At 35.3% G+C, this 16278-nt stretch carries 16 protein-coding genes and 3 pseudogenes; 11 read left to right on the top strand and 8 right to left on the bottom strand.

Annotated features, from left to right (window positions below; genetic code table 11):
• The first annotated feature begins 23 nt into the window (after window positions 1–23).
• Window positions 24–371 carry a hypothetical protein gene (locus tag ACTT1L_RS04220; protein ID WP_071741766.1) on the top strand — a complete coding sequence of 116 codons (348 nt, stop codon included), beginning with the start codon at window positions 24–26 and terminating at the stop codon, window positions 369–371.
• Between the two features lie 239 nt (window positions 372–610).
• Here ACTT1L_RS04220 and ACTT1L_RS04215 read toward each other — a convergent pair whose 3' ends face one another.
• Complete coding sequence (locus ACTT1L_RS04215; RefSeq protein WP_000345047.1) at window positions 611–1702, bottom strand: DUF3900 domain-containing protein; 1092 nt, start codon at window positions 1700–1702, stop codon at window positions 611–613.
• 117 nt (window positions 1703–1819) lie between these two features.
• Entirely contained in the window at window positions 1820–2161 is a 342-nt protein-coding gene (locus tag ACTT1L_RS04210) for a hypothetical protein (protein WP_001997954.1), read from the bottom strand.
• Between the two features lie 361 nt (window positions 2162–2522).
• Between ACTT1L_RS04210 and ACTT1L_RS04205 the strand changes: the two genes are divergently transcribed.
• On the top strand, window positions 2523–3434 hold the full coding sequence (locus tag ACTT1L_RS04205) for a VanW family protein (RefSeq protein WP_000488988.1): 912 nt from the start codon (window positions 2523–2525) through the stop codon (window positions 3432–3434).
• 189 nt (window positions 3435–3623) lie between these two features.
• Window positions 3624–4532 carry a VOC family protein gene (locus tag ACTT1L_RS04200; protein ID WP_071741765.1) on the top strand — a complete coding sequence of 303 codons (909 nt, stop codon included), beginning with the start codon at window positions 3624–3626 and terminating at the stop codon, window positions 4530–4532.
• 21 nt (window positions 4533–4553) lie between these two features.
• On the opposite strand, the gene ACTT1L_RS04195 is transcribed toward ACTT1L_RS04200, so the two are convergent.
• Together ACTT1L_RS04195 and ACTT1L_RS04190 are read right to left on the bottom strand one after the other, a co-directional pair.
• Window positions 4554–5471, bottom strand: a complete 918-nt coding sequence (locus ACTT1L_RS04195) for a GNAT family acetyltransferase (protein ID WP_071741764.1) — start codon at window positions 5469–5471, stop codon at window positions 4554–4556.
• Window positions 5468–5986 carry a GNAT family N-acetyltransferase gene (locus ACTT1L_RS04190; RefSeq protein WP_071741763.1) on the bottom strand — a complete coding sequence of 173 codons (519 nt, stop codon included), beginning with the start codon at window positions 5984–5986 and terminating at the stop codon, window positions 5468–5470. The genes ACTT1L_RS04195 and ACTT1L_RS04190 overlap by 4 nt, the downstream gene beginning before the upstream one ends.
• 292 nt (window positions 5987–6278) lie before the next feature.
• On the opposite strand from ACTT1L_RS04190, the gene ACTT1L_RS04185 reads away from it, so the two are divergent.
• Both ACTT1L_RS04185 and colA read left to right on the top strand, forming a co-directional pair.
• Complete coding sequence (locus ACTT1L_RS04185; protein ID WP_071741762.1) at window positions 6279–6956, top strand: MgtC/SapB family protein; 678 nt, start codon at window positions 6279–6281, stop codon at window positions 6954–6956.
• 203 nt (window positions 6957–7159) lie between these two features.
• Window positions 7160–10076 (top strand): annotated as a pseudogene (colA, locus tag ACTT1L_RS04180) (collagenase ColA).
• A 44-nt stretch (window positions 10077–10120) separates the two neighbouring features.
• On the opposite strand, the pseudogene ACTT1L_RS04175 reads toward colA, so the two are convergent.
• The 3 genes and pseudogenes from ACTT1L_RS04175 to ACTT1L_RS04165 form a co-directional block, all read right to left on the bottom strand.
• Window positions 10121–10300, bottom strand: a pseudogene (locus tag ACTT1L_RS04175) (hypothetical protein); the annotation flags it as partial.
• A gap of 121 nt (window positions 10301–10421) precedes the next feature.
• The gene (locus ACTT1L_RS04170) at window positions 10422–10640 is read right to left on the bottom strand and encodes a transposase (RefSeq protein ID WP_239696967.1); all 219 of its coding nucleotides are present in this window, start codon (window positions 10638–10640) and stop codon (window positions 10422–10424) included.
• A gap of 4 nt (window positions 10641–10644) precedes the next feature.
• Window positions 10645–11031, bottom strand: coding sequence for a transposase (locus ACTT1L_RS04165; RefSeq protein ID WP_161490997.1), 387 nt, complete (start codon window positions 11029–11031; stop codon window positions 10645–10647).
• Between the two features lie 357 nt (window positions 11032–11388).
• Between ACTT1L_RS04165 and ACTT1L_RS04160 the strand changes: the two genes are divergently transcribed.
• The gene (locus ACTT1L_RS04160) at window positions 11389–11691 is read left to right on the top strand and encodes a hypothetical protein (RefSeq protein WP_000717603.1); all 303 of its coding nucleotides are present in this window, start codon (window positions 11389–11391) and stop codon (window positions 11689–11691) included.
• A 44-nt stretch (window positions 11692–11735) separates the two neighbouring features.
• Window positions 11736–12111, top strand: a pseudogene (locus ACTT1L_RS04155) (Tn3 family transposase); the annotation flags it as partial.
• A gap of 93 nt (window positions 12112–12204) precedes the next feature.
• Here ACTT1L_RS04155 and ACTT1L_RS04150 read toward each other — a convergent pair.
• The gene (locus ACTT1L_RS04150; protein WP_000636234.1) at window positions 12205–12708 is read right to left on the bottom strand and encodes a GNAT family N-acetyltransferase; all 504 of its coding nucleotides are present in this window, start codon (window positions 12706–12708) and stop codon (window positions 12205–12207) included.
• A 257-nt stretch (window positions 12709–12965) separates the two neighbouring features.
• Here ACTT1L_RS04150 and ACTT1L_RS04145 point away from each other — a divergent pair, with 257 nt between their 5' ends.
• From ACTT1L_RS04145 to ACTT1L_RS04130, 4 genes are all read left to right on the top strand, one after another.
• Window positions 12966–13364: a DUF2871 family protein gene (locus ACTT1L_RS04145; RefSeq protein WP_000737903.1), complete on the top strand. Its 399-nt coding sequence runs from the start codon at window positions 12966–12968 to the stop codon at window positions 13362–13364.
• 169 nt (window positions 13365–13533) lie between these two features.
• On the top strand, window positions 13534–14925 hold the full coding sequence (locus ACTT1L_RS04140; protein WP_442821808.1) for an FAD-binding oxidoreductase: 1392 nt from the start codon (window positions 13534–13536) through the stop codon (window positions 14923–14925).
• A gap of 4 nt (window positions 14926–14929) precedes the next feature.
• Complete coding sequence (locus tag ACTT1L_RS04135; RefSeq protein ID WP_071741758.1) at window positions 14930–15898, top strand: bile acid:sodium symporter family protein; 969 nt, start codon at window positions 14930–14932, stop codon at window positions 15896–15898.
• A 12-nt stretch (window positions 15899–15910) separates the two neighbouring features.
• Window positions 15911–16258, top strand: coding sequence for a DUF4260 domain-containing protein (locus ACTT1L_RS04130; RefSeq protein WP_001172036.1), 348 nt, complete (start codon window positions 15911–15913; stop codon window positions 16256–16258).
• Window positions 16259–16278: the final 20 nt, after the last annotated feature.

The raw sequence follows: 16278 nt of genomic DNA, 5'->3' as shown, positions 1-16278 counted from the left end.
TTATATATATGGGAGGTGTGATAGTGATAGACTTGGATATTAACGATGTTACCGTACAGATGGAATTAAACGGAGTCTTTTGGAATGAGGATGGGATTGCTGAAATGACGGTGACTACAAAAGAAGAACATTCTCTTATTCTTCGTCTAGTAGTTGATTTAGAAAGGAAAACGATTAGGGCGACGAGTATTGAAATAGTGAATGGATTCTGTCCGCTATGCAAACAGAAAAGGAACGAATGTAGTGAATTGAATGACTTGCAAAACAAAATGGATATTTTAGAAGAAGCTTACGATTGGGTGAGAGAGCATCCAAAATATCGTTTTCAATTATCTTTTTACGAGTACAATAAATTTGAGGTAGTAAAGTGAAAATTTCATTTTACCAATATACATAGTGACTACTCTAATGGAAATACACTTGTACAACAAAAAACAAATCTACTGAATCCTGTGACAAATGTCCTCTTGGATCAAAAATAAGCATATTTTATTATAAAGCAGAAAAACCGATTCTTAGTAGAATCGGTTTTTTACATAACTTTCAAATATGTCACAAATAAAAGATCGTTTGTTAATAGTGCTCTGTAAAAATAGGTATATAGAAGAATTTATTCAATCCCGTTCGGATCATAAGAATACTGCTGCTTATTCTCAATCCGTTCAATTACGTCTTGCAACTCGTCTGGCTTCAGAAATTCAATAGGAGAGAAGCCTTTCTCAAATGTAAGTGTATCAGCCTCAATCATTAATACGTATCGGTCATTTACCTTTGCGATATGTATTTGATCCCCGAAATCAGCAAGCAGGGCCTTTACAGAGATATGATCTGCTTTTAGCTTTAATTCCACTTCAGGCGCATGCTCGACGATTTGAGCGGTAGCTTCCATTACTTCTTCGGTTGAAAATTGTTCCATAATTTCGCGTTTCGGACTGGCAGCCCATACTTCCATTGCTTGGTCGAACTGTTCGCGCTCTTCCGTACCTTCTTCAAATACATCTTCAATTTGGTCGTATACCATGTCCATTACTTGTGTTTTCATAATTTCAGGCATAGAGCGTTCGTATTCGACGAATTTTAAGAAGTCTTCAAAGTAACGGGCGTGTGATGCTTGGTGAATCTTTAGCTCGCCCACTTCGACCATACCTTCTTCGGGCATGTACGGATATTGGATAGATTTCATATTTTTTGTTGTGATGGCCATTTCAACGTTACGAATTAGTGTGGATTCATCGGAAATGGAAGCGACTTTTGGCTCGAAGTCACATTTCATAACGAAGACGAATGGATCATCAAAGTATTTGCGTAGTTTAGCTTGCGCAATTAAAAATACACCACCGCGTACAGCACTTGTGTCAAGATATGTATAAACGAGAGGTTCGCTCATATCTTTGAAGTTTTCCTTCGTTTCTGCAAAGCGGATGCGATTAAATAAGTTGTAATGAGGATTTGAATCAAGTTCGTGCCCTTCTTCTACAATAAAGCGACCGATCTTTGTCGGAGCTTGTTCTGTTTTCGCATGACGTTCTACTTTTCTCTTTGAAATTTTTAATAATTCTCCATTCAAAAATTCTTTTAAGGAGCTATCTTCATACTCTTCAGCGTCTAATGTTTGAAAATGTTTGTAGCGTTTATCAACAGCTTCACCTTTTCCTTCTACTTGTACAACATAAAAGGAAAGATAATTTATTTCAAAATCCATATTTATCACCTTGTTTCATTTCATTAACTCTTATCAGTATAGAGATGGAAAAAACTTTCGTCAATTTATATAAGGAAGGGGAAGCCCCCTTCCTTCATATATTTTTTATTTCCGAAATTAAAATCCGTCTTCTAATGCTGAAAATGGAATGTTCAGTCTGTTTTCTACTGTACGTAAACGTTGGTTTAAGCGGTTTAATCTACGTGTATGACGTTCAACCGTGTTTTCTAATTGACGTACTCTTTGTTCAAGCTCATTTACTCGTCTTTCTAATTGACGGTTTCCAGCACCAGGAAAAGAGATTGGAAGTTGGAATTGTCGAGTTTGATCATATGGATTAACTTGTTCTACTGGATCTATATATTGTTGGTATTGTGCTTGTAAATCATATTGAGGTTGATAACCAGTTTGGTTATATGGATCGTATGGATTGTAGGGGTACATAAAAACATCCTCCATTTCTTTAAAATAGGTTAATTCACCATAATGTATGTGTAAAAGCGGAGTGTGGCACGGCAAATACCTATTTATGTTCACAGGATGTTTTTTATAAATACGAATATGGAGTTTTACATTTGTATTTCGTTCGTTTTATGGTATATACTGGATAATAGGGAGAGGTTACGTAAAGGTTACAATTCTATCAAACTCAAACTTTTATGTAAATATATATAGACATTTGGAAAAGAAAAGAGTAATTTATATAGAGTAAAAAATAACTTGTAACAATTTATAAATATATTGTAAAATGATTGTAACAAAACATACATAAAAATGAAATAATACATAAAAGTAGTATTGGGGAAAAGGGGAGAGTATATTGTTCCGTAAAGTAAAGGGTATATTAGTTGGGGTTTTATGTGTAGCTGTAGTGAGTGGCTGTGGTACAAAAGTAAGTGATGTTGCATTAGTAAGTGATATTGGTGGCCACACGGTAGAGGCTAAAGCAGAAGTACAGGATTCTATTAGTTTAGTAGATGGGCGTACAGGTACGGAAGTAAAAAAGTTAGATTTGTCGAGTCTAGGTTATTTTGAAGATGAAGCGAAATTTAAAAAATCAGTTGAGAAGGTTGCTAGGGAAGTTGGGAAAAATGTTGACAAAAAGATGGTCCCTTCACGTCTAGGATCTGATGGAAGTTGGCAAGAAGGGAAACCTTCTTATGAATTAATGGAAAAAGAATTAGTAGATAAATTATTAAACGTAGGTATGTGGGATTCTTCCTATCAATTACCTATTGTTGAGAAGAAGCCTACTGCAACATTAAGTGATGCGCAAGGAAGTGGTACGGTAATTGGTAGATATGAAACGAATTTAGGTGGCTCAACAGGTGGCCGTATTGAAAATATTCGTTTGTCAGCAGCGAGCATAAATGGAGTTGTATTAGCAAAAGGAGACCGTTTCTCTTTCAATGCATTAATTGGTGATACAACGCCAGATAAAGGATATCAATTAGGAAAAGAAATTGTAGATGGTAAATTAGTAGATGGATATGGCGGTGGTGTTTGTCAAACATCATCAACATTATACAATGCGGCAGATCAAGCTGGTTTGAAAATGGTAGAGAGAACAACACATTCTAAAACGGTAGGTTACGTTCCACAAGGAAGAGATGCTACAATTGCATATCCATACTTAGACTTAGTGTTTGAAAATACGAATGATGCACCTGTGAAGCTTTATATGGGCATTCAGGGCGGAAAGTTAGTTGCTGAAGTACATAAAATGCGATAAGAATTAGAACAGACTATTTTTGTAAAGTCACCTTTTCTGAAAGTTAGAAGAGGTGACTTTTTATTATGAATATAAAAATAATTGTAAATTCTGACTTTTCTTATTTACATAGGATGATTTTAGTTGTATCCTTCATAGTAACGGTTATATGTAATGGAAGAATATTGGGATAAGGAGATGGAGTTATTCATGGTACAAATTCATCCGAAAACACGTATTGGTCATGTTGAATTTAAGGTGATAGATTTAGAACGTCAAATTGCCTTTTATGAGAATGTTGTAGGCTTAGAAGTAATTAAGCAAGAGGGGAATAAAGCATATTTATCTGGAAAAGGTGGAAAGAATACATTACTTGTTCTTGAAAAGTTAGAGGACGGGGTACTGCAAGAGCCGCGTACGACTGGTATATATCATGTAGCCTTTTTGGTTCCGACTCGTGAGGCTTTTGCGTCGGCATTATTTGGTGTGATTCGTAATAAGAATGTAATTGATAGTCCGGCTGAGCAAGAGGGGCGTTATACATATTCAAATGAAATTTTACCAATTTCAAGGTTTAATAGCGCAAGCGATCATACGTATAGCGAAGCGTTTTATTTACAAGACTTAGAGGGAAATGGTATTGAAATTTATGCGGATCGTCCGCGCGATCAATGGGGAGAAGGGCCAGGAGGAAGTACCCCGCTTGATTTAAAAGAACTAGCAACGCTTGTTGATTATGAGTTCGATGGATTACCTGCTAATACTGTCGTTGGACATGTACATTTACGAATAGCTAATGTAGAAGAGTCACATGACTTTTATGTAGATACAGTAGGCTTTGAAGTGCAGCAACGTGAAGATGACTGCTTATTCATTTCTGCAGGAGGATATCATCACCATATAGGCGCAAATACGTGGAACGGAGTAAATAACCCGCATTCACCAGCACATGCAACTGGACTTAAGGTATATACGATTGTATTACCGCATAAAGAAGCGTTAGATGAAGTGAAAGAAAGATTAATAGAAAAACAACATGGAATAAATGAGATTTTAACTGGATTTACTGTAGTAGACCCGAGTGGTATTACAGTACAGTTTGAAATAGAAACAGCATAAAAGAAGTCGGAAGGTGTATAATTACCTTCCGACTTCTTTTTGATACGTAATCCAGGTAGCACAAGGATTGAAAGGAACGGATTTTAATATCTCCATTGCATATATACTTGTTGAATCGAATTCACCTTGAATGAAGGAATAACCGTGTTTACTTGCATACATAGCTTGTTTGAAAACGAGCAATTTCAGTAAAGATATATCGTCTATAGTGTGAGTCCCACACCATCCTAGTTCTACCGTATTATCCTTTTCTGATGTATGGAGGAAAGAGTATACCATAATTTGATGCTCTTCATTTATAATGAGAAAGCTCCCATCTAGTAGTACGTCATCAGCTAAAATCATCTCTTGCCAAGTTTGTAGTGGGAATGAGGCAACGGGATTTGCTAGGTGGGTTTGCTCATAATTTTCTTTTACTAAGTAGGCTAGTTTTTCTAATAAATTATTATTTGATACGATGTTCGATAAAGTTTGTACATGATAATTTGAATTAGGGACTATATCGATAGAAACTATTTTTTGTAAGTCTAATATCGGCATATATGTTCTTCGAATTTCCGTAAAATTATGTTCTTCAAAAAACGTTTTTAAATGAGCTGATGTTTCCCATATAGAGGTTTGTAATGGGAGTTTAAAGTTTTCTCGCTTTTGAATCTCGTTTAATAAAAATTCTTCAATGTGTAGCTCTGCATAGAAAGGATTCGTATATATTCGAAAGTATGTGCAGTATGGATGGAAGTTACTGCCCCAGGTGAAAAAGATGCCTACTACATCTTTTTTATAGTAGGCAACATACGCACATTTTGTTTTATTATCTCGTAATAAGTGAAATACGTACGATTCTTCATTGTATAAATCAATAAGTTGTTTTACTTTTAATTCATTACTTTTATTATAACTCTCTATAACAAGATTATGTTCATTGGATGACTTCTTCATAGCTCAATCCAAAAACGCCTTACTACATTTCCATCTTCCTCAGTGAAATCCTCATCACGAAGCCCGCCGTTATGTAAAATTGTTTTTTCTGAAGCAGTATTTACTTCATCGCAAACGACAAGTGCTTTCGTGATATTTAATTCCTTCGCTTTTTCCAGTGATAATGCTAGTAATTTCGTAGCATAACCTTTTCTTCTTTCAGAAGGGCGAATGCCATAACCGATATGACCGCCAGCGTTAAATAAATGTTCGGTTAAACTATGGCGTATATTAACAGCTCCTACGATCCTATTATGATCTGTAACGAGCCAATACGTAGAATCTGGTACCCAAGAGTCAGGAAGATTTATTCCATTATGTGCATCGAGTAATTCTTGTACCATAGCGGGGAAGTTAGAAGGATCCTTTGTAATAACCCACGGAATCATCGTTTCACCGCTATCTTTCCATTCGTTATAAAAATCTAAGTATTCTTCTTGTAAATCGATAGTAGGTGTAAGTAAAGAGACGTTCATTGTTAATAAGCTCCTTTATTTATGTAGTATGTATAAAAAAATTACGACACAAAATGAAAGCGTTTTCTTAATTTTCTCAACCTCATTTCATGTTATCCACCTTTGTTTTTTCAAGAAAATGATTGGATGTTTAAAATTAGAAGTTATTTATTTTATGTTAATATTTAAAATATTAACATAAAACGGCCTAGGTATTAAGTGTATTTTAGTAAAATTCCTTCATATCGATAAATGGATGTGTGTGATAATTTTTATTTTATCTATCTATAATGAATGAAAGGGGGAAGAGCTCGTGAGTGTAAATATTGATTTCATTATACGAATCGGTGTTGCTGGTTTGTTAGGAGCAATAATCGGTATTGAAAGGGAAATTCGATCAAAAGAAGCGGGCTTAAAAACACATTTCCTAGTAGCGGTAGGAAGTGCATTAATAATGGTCGTTTCGAAATATGCTTTTTCAGATATTATGAATGAAGAACATATGGCACTTGATCCAAGCCGTATTGCAGCACAAGTTGTTAGTGGTGTAGGCTTTTTAGGTGCAGGGACAATTATTATTCAAAAGCAGGCGGTGAAAGGATTAACGACAGCAGCTGGTTTATGGGCCACAGCAGGAATTGGATTAGCAATTGGTGCTGGTATGTATGTAGTAGGAATTGGAGCGACGATTCTCGTTTTAATTGGTTTAGAGATTGTAAGTCGTATTTTTAAGGTGCAATTTTTATTTCCGCAAAATATAATGGTGCAAATGTGTATAAATAAACGTGAAGCAGTACAACAAATATTAGAAACACTTCATATGAAAGGCATTCCAATACTTTCATATGAAGTGGAAGCTTCACAGCAAGGGATAGAAACTGTTTATAAGGTAGGGATGCAACTGAAAAATATATCGTCAGAAGAAAAGAATGAGTTTATTCAGCATATGCAAACATTACCAGAAGTTACATTCATAAAGTTAAAATCATAGTGTTGAAAACGAGGATAGATGTAGCGGGAATTTCGCTATTATCTATCTTTTTTTGATATAAAACGCACATAAAGTCAAGTGTTAATTTTGCATGGTATGGATACATGTGTGAACGTTACCTTATTTTTTCTCAATACAGTATAAAAAGTAAAAATAGTAAAATAATGGTGCGGTACACTAAAAAATGTAAGGTAGGGGAGAGCATGAAAGGCTATTCAAAAAAAGTGTTAGTAGGGGTAAGTTTTGCTAGTTTCATGTTAGGGAGTTTTCAAGGGGGCGCATTGGCAGAAGGTACAAAGGGAGAGCAAGTTTCATATCGGAATGTGCTCAAAATGGAGCCGGTTGGTGTACAATTACCAGTGCAAGAATTAGCTCATTCATCAAAAGTTTTGGAAAATAAGTCTTTTGAGAAAAGGCTACAATTTGCTGATTTGTCACAAAGACCGCCTGAAGTGAAAAAGGAAAGTAAGCAATTAGCTGTAGCGAAAACGTATACAATTGCTGAATTAAATCAATTGAGCAATCAGCAGTTAGTGGACTTACTTGTAACAATTGATTGGGAGCAAATTACTGGGCTATTTCAGTTTAATAAGGATAGTCTTGCATTCTATCAAAATGATAGTAGAGTGCAGGCAATTATTGATAAATTGAACCAGCAAGGACAAGCTTATACGAAAGATGATTCAAAAGGGATTGAGACTTTAGTAGAGGTGTTACGATCTGGTTTTTATTTAGGATTTTATCATACAGAATTAAGTAAACTAAATGAGCGAAGCTATCATGATAAATGCTTACCTGCACTAAAAACGATTGCGAATAACCCGAATTTTAAACTCGGTACGTTAGAACAAAATAGAATTGTCTCATCATATGGAAAATTAATTGGAAATGCTTCAAGTGATGTGGAAACGATCACATCAGCTGCAAAGATTTTTAAACAATATAATGATAATTTTTCTACATTGGTAGATAATCTTTCAGCTGGAAATGCGATTTACGATATTATGCAAGGTGTTGATTACGATATTCAATCGTATTTGTACGATACGAGAAAAGCACCGAAAGATACAATATGGTATCAAAAAATTGATAGCTATATTAATGAATTAAGTCGTTTTGCCTTAATTGGAACGGTGACAGCGAAAAATGGTTGGTTAATTAATAATGGTATTTATTATACAGGTAGACTTGGTACGTTCCATAGTACAGAAACGAAAGGATTACAAGTTGTAACAGATGCCATAAAAATCTATCCGTATTTAAGTGAGCAATATTTCGTAGCTGCTGAGCAAATTGCGACGAATTATGGCGGGAAAGATGCGAATGGTAAAGTGGTTGATCTAGATCAAATAAGAGAAGATGGTAAGAAAAAATATTTACCGAAAACGTATACGTTCGATGATGGAGCAATTGTGTTAAAAGCTGGAGATAAGGTGACTGAGGAAAAAGTAAAACGTCTATATTGGGCGGCAAAAGAAGTGAAGGCACAATTCCATCGTACGGTTGAAAGTGACCAGCCGTTAGAAAAAGGCAATCCTGATGATGTATTAACGATGGTTATTTATAATAGCCCAGCTGAATATCAATTTAACCGTCAATTATACGGGTATGAAACGAATAACGGCGGTCTTTATATAGAAGGAACAGGTACGTTCTTTACTTATGAACGTACGCCAGAAGAAAGCATTTATAGTTTGGAAGAATTGTTCCGACATGAGTTCACGCATTATTTACAAGGTAGATATGAAGTGCCAGGACTTTGGGGACAAGGGAAGATGTATGAGAATGAGAGATTATCTTGGTTTGAAGAAGGAAATGCGGAGTTTTTTGCAGGTGCAACGAGAACAGATAATGTTGTACCGAGAAAGAGTATTATAGGAGGCATATCTTCAAATCCAGACAGAACGTTATACAGCAGAGAGAACGTTAAACGCAAAGTATGGAACGTGGGATTTCTATAATTATTCCTTCGCTTTACAATCGTACATGTACAATAAGAGATATGATATGTTTGACAAAATTCATGATCTTATTAGGAAAAATGATGTAACAGCATATGATGCATACCGCTCTGCTTTAAGTAAAGATGCGAATTTAAATAAAGAGTATCAAGACTATATGCAAATGTTAGTAGATAACCGTGAGAAATATAATGTTCCATTAGTATCAGATGATTATTTAGTGACGCACGCACCGAAACCAGTTTCAGATATTGCAGCAGAAATTACAGCAGAAGCAAAATTAAGTAATGTATCAGTTAAGAAAAACAAATCACAGTTCTTTCATACATTTACACTACAAGGAACATATACAGGTACGACTGCAAAAGGAGAATATGAAGACTGGAAGACAATTACACAAAACGTAAATGATACGTTAAAACGTTTAAGTGCGAAAGAATGGACAGGCTATAAAACAGTAACAGCTTACTTCGTAAATTACCGTGTGAATGCATCAGGACAATTTGAATATGATGTTGTATTCCATGGTATTAATACAGAAGAAGGTGCTGTGAATAAAGCGCCAGTTGCGGTTATAAACGGCCCATATAGCGGAAGTGTAAATGCAGCAATTTCGTTTAAAAGCGATGGATCGAAAGATGAAGATGGAAAAATTGTTGCTTATAAATGGGAGTTTGGTGATGGTACTGTAAGTAATGAACAAAATCCGACTCATGTATACACAAAAGAAGGAACATATACGGCAAAATTAACAGTAACAGATGACAAAGGATTAACGAATACTGTTACAACGAATGTAACGGTTCAAAAGAAAGAAGATAATAGTATAGAAAAAGAACCGAATAATTCATTCCAGACAGCAAATAAACTGCAACTCAATCAAGTTTTACGTGCTAGTTTAGGAAATGGTGATACGAGTGATTTCTTTGAAATAAATGTGGAAACGGCGAAAAACCTGCAAATTAATGTAACGAAGGAAAATAATATTGGAGTAAACTGGGTTCTTTATTCGGAAGCAGATTTAAATAATTATGTTACGTATGCCCAGCAAGAAGGAAATAAGTTAGTAGGAAGTTACTACACGTATCCAGGAAAGTATTATTTACATGTGTATCAGTATGGCGGGGGAACAGGGAATTATACGGTAGAAGTGAAATAGTAAAAAGGTCGCCGTAAGTGGCGACCTTTTTGTTGCGTGTTATACAAAAAAATTACAAAAGCTTGATAGGCACTACCAAGAGAAAATAACGTAGCTACCATATGTGCAGTCCATTTAGGCATATTTAAATTCAATACGACATTATACAAGATTCCATATAAGATACAAATGATTAATATAAATGCAATGAATTGAAGAACTAATAAAAATAGTGGTTGTCCCATTTATTCTCACCTCTTTATTTAATATATTAATATAATAAATTTATAAACGGAAGAATTATTTCTATAAAGTACCAAAAATGCGATATGAAAGGATCATCACCAAAAGATGGGGTTGATAAAATCAACGTTCTGTTTCTAAGCGAATGCGCAAGAAAAGATGGTCATCACTTCTGTAGCCAAACCCACGCCGTTTGATAAGTTTAATCTTATTGTTTGTTCCCTCCATGATTCCATTGGATAAAGGTGACACAATTGTATCGAGCATCGCTTTCTCACGTAATACGAAGCTTTTCACAATTTTCGCAACTGCACCGCAAACATGGAATTGATAGCGTTTTATCCAATCAGCTAATCGTATTTTTGCCTGTTTCGATTGCCTCTTGATTACGATTCGGAACGACAGTTAAAACACGCCCTGTATCTGCATTTGGCACACTTGTTGCATACGTGTGCCCTTTACGAATCGCAAACTCATCTACACAAATTCGAGTAGCTATTTCATCATGGAATTGTTCAGCTGCATACCAATAAAACCAGCGCTCTACCGTGGTGTAAGGCAAGTTATATTCGCAGGCAACATCTGACAAAGCGCGCCCCTTACAACGCTGTACAATTTCACGACGAAATGAGGCTGTTGAAGAGTGAATCCGCTCTAACCCGTAATCAAAAGTAAATGTATAATTGCACTGTGTACAACGTTGACGAGGTACCGCTAATTCAATCCAAAGCACTCCAATTCATGCTAAGCATAAGTTTACCAATAAAATAAAAAACAAAGTCTGTAAATTTATGTAAAATAATGATATAATTTAATTGAATATAAAGAAAAAGGAAACGGATACAGCTTGTGCGTATGCAGTGCATTTTGGTCTAGGTCGCAGTCTTTTAATGTGCTCGAACTACAGGAGGAGTAAGCATATTCCCGATGGATCCATTTCTGCACTTCCATTATTTTGGGAAACCCCTGGTATCCAAGACTACATTTTACCCTTACATTATTTTTTTGATGTAGCTCTTGAAGATAAAAACTATTTAATTTTCAAGGAACAGTTATTAACTTAAAACTTATTATACTAGGAGGGTGTATCATGAAAAAAATATGCTTTGTATTAATTGTCGACGCTGGTATAAATTATGGTTCAATATTTTCTCTACCATTTTTAAGGAATCACGATGATTTGAAGGGGTATTTTTCTGAGTATTATGATGTTTCGATTAATTATATTAGGGATAAAAACTCAGTTGACTATTTGGTAGTTCCCAAACCGTGTCCACCTTTTGATAATGAAAATAATCTTCCAATAATTGAAGTACCAGCAAACTTATTTATGGAAAAGGATTTTGAAAAAATAAAGACTTATATAGACAATTATTTTTCTAATAACTCATAAAGAAAATAAAAGTATAAAAAGAAGTCCGATAAAAAACGAGTGGTGAAGATTCAATGAATAAGGCACAAGCAACATTAGTAAATTACCAGCACCAACTAGATTTAGCTTCTTATTGGGGAGATGGTACCACTTCGTCTTCAGATGGGATGGGCATGCAAATGGAGGTTTCATCTTTACATGCAGACGCAAATCCACAGTACGGAACAGGTAAAGGTGCTACCATTAAAGTCCGATTAGTGAAGGCTAATAATCAGTGGGAGATGAAGAAAACCCCCACTAATTAAAGTTTCACTTTATCGCTTTATGAGTGATCAATTCTCTAGCTTTCATACAAAAGTGATTAATCCGAATGCTAGGGATGCCGTTCATGTCATTGATGGTTTACTACATCACGAAACAGATTTACATATTGAAGAGCATTCTATTGGATTATTACGCCTCTTAGAACATAAATAAAACCCTTGATTTTCTGCTTAGCGTAGATAAATCAAGGGTTTTTCTTTCAAAATCTTTTTACGCGTTATAGCCGAATAATTTTAAATCTTCCCCTGAGTTCGAAATGATCTCTTCGAACTTCAATCCTACTTTTTCTAAAAGCTTTCCTGACTGGATGTTATCAGTAGTAGTAATGGCTACAATTCGTTTCAGACCTAGTTTTTGTACTCCGTATTCGATTACAGCAGAAGCTGACTCGTAGCCATATCCTTTCGAACGGAATTTCTCTAAAAAGGCAAAGCCAATATCAACATCTTCTAATGAATCTCTTTTAATAAGGCCACACATACCGAGCGGAGTGAGATCTTCTTTTCGTTCTACTAAGTAAAGGCCGAAGCCCATTTTATTATACATATCAACGGGTCCGTTTAAGATGTATTTTTTTGCATCTTCTAAGTTTTTAATCCTTTTATCACCGATATACTGAATCCATGCAGGATCGTTTACTAACTCGAGAATAAATGGAGCATCTTTTAGATGAAACCAGCGAAGAACGAGTCGTTCCGTTTCAAGAACTATCACAATCTACTGCACCACCTTTAACATTTATAATCATTAGTATGGATTGTGTAATACAAAATCGCAACATATTTTACAAGAGCCCGGATTGTTCACATAAAGTTCGTTTGTTTTGTATAAAGGGATATTTTATAATTAGAATTGATTGTAAAGAGTGAGATGCTTATACAATGACTCCTAGGTGACTAGGAGTTTTTACTATATAACTATCATTATTACTAAATATGACACACTACACATTCTACCCAAGGAGGTACATAATGAAGAAATTATATAATGCATCGTTTACGTATTTGATTATCGGTTTATTATCAGGGATTTTCGCTAGGGAATATGGAAAGTATAAGGGGATTGTAGGATCTACTTTGTTAAACCTTTTACATACACATACACTTGTACTCGGCTTTTTCTTCTTTTTAATTGCTTTAGGATTAGCAAAAGTATTCGCGTTTCATGAAGCGAAAAGTTTTAATAAGTGGTTTGTTGTACATAATATCGCATTAATATTAATGTTAGGTTCATTGGCAGCAAGAGGGCTTCTTCAGTTAAATGGAGCGGACTTTAAAGGGTTAACTTATATTGTTGGGTTTTCTCATTCGCTGATGGCATTTACTTTAATTTGGTTTATGTTGTTAATAAAGAAGTCATTTAAAATATAGTTTTATAGAAAAGAACTTGCAGTAATTGTTGCAAGTTCTTTTTTTATTCGAAAGTAAGAAATGAATTTCGTATATGTAAAACTTGAATTATTTAATTTTTCGGATTATTATGTATAAAATAGTTAACATATTTTGTAATTCAAATTTATAGAAAGTAGGAGAGTGTAAGATGGAAATAACGGTAGAGCGTTTAGTAAATGAATTAAAGGGTGTACTTCCCGAAGATCGAGTAGTAATCAATACAACAGTAAGAGAGTTACATAGTAAAGATGAATCTTATCATGCTAGTAGTTTACCTGATGTAGTAGTTTTTCCGAAAACGACCGAAGAGGTTAGCACGATAATGAAAATAGCGAGTGAGCACGGGACACCCGTCGTTCCGTTTGGGGTAGGTTCTAGTTTAGAAGGACATGTAATTCCTTATGAAAAAGGAATTACGGTTGATTTTTCATTAATGAACAAAATTCTTGAAATAAGAGAGAAAGATTTTCTGGTGAAAGTACAGCCAGGAGTGACTCGTTCTCAGCTCAATAAAGAATTGAAGAAATACGGATTGTTTTTTAGTGTGGATCCAGGAGCAGATGCAACGTTAGGGGGAATGGCTGCTACAAATGCAAGCGGAACGACAGCGGTTAAGTATGGAGTAATGCGTGATCAAGTTCGTGATTTAGAAGTCGTTCTTGCTGATGGGGAAGTAATACATACTGGGAATTTAGCTGCGAAGTCGTCATCAGGTTACCATTTAAATGGTGTTTTCGTAGGATCAGAAGGTACGCTTGGATGCTTTACAGAGTTAACATTAAAAGTATACGGCATACCAGAGCATGTTATGGCCGCGAGAGCATCGTTTCCAACTATAAATGATGCAGTAGAAGCTGTTATTAACATATTGCAAGCGGGTATTCCGATTGCGAGAATTGAACTCGTTGATGAACTATCTATGAAACAAGTCAATCATTACAGTGAAACAAGTTACAGAGAAGAACCTACATTGTTTTTAGAGTTTCACGGTAATGAAGCAGGGTTAAAGCAAGATGTTGAGTTTACGAAAGAAATTGTTTTTGATCATAAATGTAAAGAAGTTGCTTTTGAAACGGAAACTGCAGCGAGAAATAAATTATGGGATGCACGGCATAACCTAGCATACGCTTACGTTCATAGCTATCCTGGTAAAAAGCTTATGAGTACAGACGTATGTGTACCAATTTCAGAATTGGCTCGGGCAATTCAACATGCGAAAGATACATTAGATAAGGTTGGGCTTGTTGGTGGTATTCTTGGTCATGTAGGAGACGGGAATTTCCACGTGCTCTTAATGGTTGATCCAAACGATAAAGAAGAAGTGGAAAAAGCAGATGAAATAAATGAAAGTATCGTTTTGTATGCTCTTAAACGAGGGGGAACGTGTACAGGAGAACATGGCGTCGGAGTCGGAAAAAGGAAGTATCAAGAAGAAGAACATGGGGCGGCATTATTCGTAATGGAAAAAATAAAGAGAGCTCTTGACCCGCAAAATATTTTGAATCCGAATAAGGTGTTTCAATTAAAGGATAGGGGCTGATTGGGTGAAAGTACTAGAGGCGATAAGTAATATAGCTGGAAAGTATTTTGCATTTTGGGTTATTTGTATTGCAGCTATTGCATATTTTATTCCTGCTCCATTTCTGGGGTTAACTAGTTACATAACGATTTTACTTGGGGTTGTCATGTTTGGGATGGGATTAACATTGAAGGCTGTTGATTTCAAAATCATAGCTACAAAACCATTACCAGTTATTATCGGTGTATGTGCTCAGTTTATTATTATGCCACTTGTCGCATACGTACTAGCCTACGTTATGAATCTGCCAGCCGAATTAGCAGCTGGATTAGTGTTGCTCGGTTCAGTACCGGGTGGCACCGCATCAAATGTTATGGTTTATTTAGCAAAAGGGAACTTAGCGTTGTCTATTGCAATGACGTCATTATCAACGTTACTAGCACCAATTGCTACACCTCTTATTTTATTATTACTTGCAGGGCAATGGATGCCAGTGAATGCTATGTCCATGTTTCTTTCTATCGTACAAGTCATTATCATACCGATTATTTTAGGATTAGTAGTGAAGAAGTTATTCCCTAAAACTGTTACGAAAGGAATGACCGTTATCCCTTTCATATCGGTTGTAGCAATTATCATTATCGTTTCTGCAGTTGTTTCAGCGAATGTAAGTAGCATTACTTCTTCAGGCCTTCTTATCTTTATTGCCGTTATGCTTCATAATGCTTTCGGTTTTTTACTCGGATATATAACAGCATTCATACTTAGACTAGACGAAGGGACAAGAAGAGCTATTTCAATAGAAGTAGGAATGCAAAATTCAGGTTTAGGTGTTGCGCTAGCAACAGCACATTTTGGACCAGCTGCCGCCCTCCCAAGTGTGTTAGCAGCAGTATGGCATAACATTGCAGGACCGATTTTAGCAACCATCTGGTCAAAAAATGCAAAGGATACTTTCAGTGATGAAACTTTATCGGTAAATATAGAAAAATAGGAATGATAAAGAATGCAAAAACGTATTGTACATTTTGAAGGGCTAGTTGTTTTCATAGCTGCGATTTATGCGTATTCATTATATGAATTTAGTTGGATAATATTTTTTCTGTTCCTTTTAGCTCCGGATTTATCAATGTTAGCGTATGGTATAAATAATCATGTTGGGGCTAACATTTATAATTTATTTCACACATATATCATATCGATATTAATTGTTATCATAGGTGCTTATTTTAAGATAGATATAGTTATTATGATTGGTTTAATATGGACCGCACATATTGGAATGGATCGAATGTTTGGATATGGATTGAAATATGAGACGGATTTTAAGGATACTCATATTCAGAGGTTATAGTTGCTTTTGAGGAGAGGGAT

The sequence above is a fragment of the Bacillus sp. FH genome, assembly GCF_052216825.1.
Lineage (GTDB): Bacteria > Bacillota > Bacilli > Bacillales > Bacillaceae_G > Bacillus_A > Bacillus_A paranthracis.
Note: the sequence above shows the minus strand (reverse complement) of the source record. Positions and strands in the feature narration are given on the sequence as shown.